At 57.4% G+C, this 2,908-nt stretch carries 2 protein-coding genes; both read left to right on the top strand.

Annotation, left to right across the window (positions count from 1 at the left end; all coding sequences use genetic code 11):
• The first annotated feature begins 88 nt into the window (after positions 1 to 88).
• Positions 89 to 1,645 carry a transposase gene (locus EIP75_RS23670; RefSeq protein WP_125245650.1) on the top strand — a complete coding sequence of 519 codons (1,557 nt, stop codon included), beginning with the start codon at positions 89 to 91 and terminating at the stop codon, positions 1,643 to 1,645.
• 169 nt (positions 1,646 to 1,814) lie between these two features.
• Positions 1,815 to 2,336 (top strand): DUF3592 domain-containing protein, encoded by a 522-nt coding sequence (locus EIP75_RS23665; RefSeq protein WP_125245649.1) that lies wholly within the window; start codon positions 1,815 to 1,817, stop codon positions 2,334 to 2,336.
• Positions 2,337 to 2,908: the final 572 nt, after the last annotated feature.

Here is a 2,908-nt window from a genome sequence, read left to right as displayed (position 1 = left end):
GCGCCGGTTAACCTGGGCGTTGAAGGTGCAGAAAAACCTTCAACTTGGCCCATGACGTGCTTGGTTTCCTTGCAGGAGGAAACCCGTCATGGCCCGATTCAAACCTGTGCGCAGCGGCTTGGTGCTGCTTCCGGTGGACTTCGATAAACAGATCCAGCCTGGCAGCTTTGAATATGCGCTGTGCCATCTGATCGACCACGATCTGGACCTGCAGCCGCTGAGATCGAGGATCTGCAATGACGATGGTGGCGCACCGGCCTATGATCCGGCCGTGCTGCTCAAGATCGTTCTGCTGGCCTACAGCCGAGGCATCGTCAGCAGCCGCAAGATGGAGGCTGCGTGCCGGGAGAACATCGTCTTCATGGCCGTCAGCGGTGACAGCCAGCCCCACAGTACGACATTGGCGGCCTTCGTGGCCGAGCTGGGCGATGAGGCTGCCAAGCTCTTTGCCCAGGTGCTGTACCTGTGTGATGCACAAGGGCTCATTGGTCGGGAAATGTTTGCCATCGATGGCGTCAAGCTGCCGGCCAATGCATCCAAGCGCAAGAGCGGCACCCGCGCCGACTTCGTTCGCCGGCTGAGCAAGCTGGAGCAGCAGACACAGGGCATGATCCGCGCGCATCGCCAAGCCGATGCCCTGCCAGATGGCGAGGCACAGCGCGAAGCTCGCAAGCTGGAGCGCTTGCAGCAACAAGCCCGGCAGATGCAGCGCTGGCTGAGCGAACACCCCGATGACAAGCGAGGCGCCAAGGGGCGCACCGTGATGTCCAACCTCACCGACAACGACTCAGCCAAGATGGCCACCGACAAAGGTGTCATCCAGGGCTACACTGGCGTGGCAGCCGTCGATGAAAAGGCACAGGTCATCATTGATGCTCAGGCCTTTGGCACCGGATCCGAACAAGGTCTGCTTGCACCAGTCGTAGATGCGACCGACGCCTGGCGCAACGAGCAAACCGTGATCACAGCCGATGCCGGTTACCACTCCAAGGATGGCCTGCAGCATCTGCACGACAAGGGGATCACTGCCTTCGTGGCCGACAACGGATATCGGCAGCGTGACCCTGCCTACGCCGAACAGGAGCACTACCGTGACCGTCCCGATCCGCTGCATGACAAGAGCACCAAGGAGCGCTCGATCAAGCTGTTCACGCCCGAAGACTTCCATCTGGACAAGGACAACGGCATCTGCATTTGCCCGGCAGGCAAGCGCCTGTACGGAAACGGCTCGCAGTGCGTCATCAACGGCATGATGGCCGTGAAGTTCCAAGGTGCGCAGCGCGACTGCATGCCCTGCGAACTGCGACATCGCTGCCTGCGAACGCCTGAGAACACCAAGACCCGTCAGGTCGCCTTCTTCTCTGGAAAGGTGCCCAGCGACAAGCCAGACTTGCTGGCGCGCATGAGGCAACTCATTGACAGCGCCTTGGGCAAGCTGATGATCGCCAAACGCTTCGCCACCGTCGAGCCGGTGTTTGCGAATCTGCGCCACAACAAGGCGATCAAACGCTTCACCTTGAGGGGAACAGCCAAGGTCAACACGCAATGGAAGTTGTATGCTCTGGCTNAGGTCAACACGCAATGGAAGTTGTATGCTCTGGCTCACAACATCGAGAAACTCGCAGGGAGCAGGTATGCGATGTGAATATCGCGGGCCAGGGGGCCTGCAAGTGCCTCGCGCGCGCCATCAGGCGCCGTATTCATTCTCAGCACCCACAGTCAACATGCACCAGTCCAAGATCAACATCTTGGCCGCTGGCGCCTGCGCGGACTGGGTATTCCTGCCTCGTTAGGCCCAACTTAATTCTGCGCGAATGAAGCTTTTTATCGCTGCTCTGCTGCTGATCTTCTTGGTAGTGCTCGCATCTCTTTCCGGGATATGGCCTATCGCCTACTTTTCCTCAGCTGCATATATTGGATACGCCGCGCTCGAGGTCATCATTCGAACAAAGTACTCTTTTGCAAGTCGGCGCTGGCCCACAGCACCAACGCAGCGGGTTCGAGCCAGAGTTGAAGACACTGAGGACATTGATGATGGATCGTCAACGCGCACGCTTAAAGTGCGTTATCGCTACGAAGTAAATGGCATAGCCTATCAAGGGCAGCAGCTCCGATTTCCATTTGGCATTGTTCCATCGGTCGAAACAATGCCTTCTCAAGCCAAGCAAATCAACGGCAAGAGATCTCTTGCACGCTACCATCCACAAAAGCCGGAAATTAGCGTGCTGCAACCAGGCCTATCTTTGCTGGATGGCATCGCACTCACTGTATTCTTCCTATGCGCCTTTCCTCTAACCTTCGCCTTGCTCATGCTAGGCGTCAACGCACTTTCTTAGGAATCTGGCGCGTTATGAATGCACCTCCAATAGCAAAAGAAGCGCGCGTTTCTGCGAGCCAAGCACCTGTCACCAGCCTAACAATTTGGTCAAGCCGACGCCCACAAGCTCCGCTTGTGGGTGCCCTCCGTGCTTCGCACTCCGGCGCGGCTTACCGCGAGCGTTGAGGCTGCAGAAAAACTTCCCAGGAGGAGCGCAGTGTTGTCATCGCAGAAAAATCGACCTCTCAGAACGACCCAGGATCGACGATCTCATTGCCGGGAGTGGTTCAAGGACCCCGTAAAACGACCGCGTAGCGCGAGCGCGGGAGTTTTTCTGCAGCCTCGTTAGGCCACACATGAACAAACAGTTTTGGCCATTCGTACTGCTGATCTCCGTGGGTGCGTGTCTAGGAGCAACCATTGCAAGAGTCACCGGAGCGGAGTCATGGCTGGACGCGAAGCTATATATCGTTGCCGGAGCTGCAATAGGTGGCCTAGCGCAACATCTCATCAATGCCATACGCTCAAGCAAAAATGGCCGCTAAATTCATCAATCGCGCACCTGCCATTAGCCTAACCGTTTGGTCAAGC

This window comes from Aquabacterium soli, assembly GCF_003933735.1.
In the GTDB taxonomy this organism is placed as follows: domain Bacteria; phylum Pseudomonadota; class Gammaproteobacteria; order Burkholderiales; family Burkholderiaceae_C; genus Aquabacterium; species Aquabacterium soli.
Note: the sequence above shows the minus strand (reverse complement) of the source record. Positions and strands in the feature narration are given on the sequence as shown.

Excerpts from the sequence above, each read along its gene's own strand:
- EIP75_RS23665 (WP_125245649.1), top strand. The coding sequence starts at position 1,815 with ATGAAGCTTTTTATCGCTGCTCTGCTGCTGATCTTCTTGGTAGTGCTC.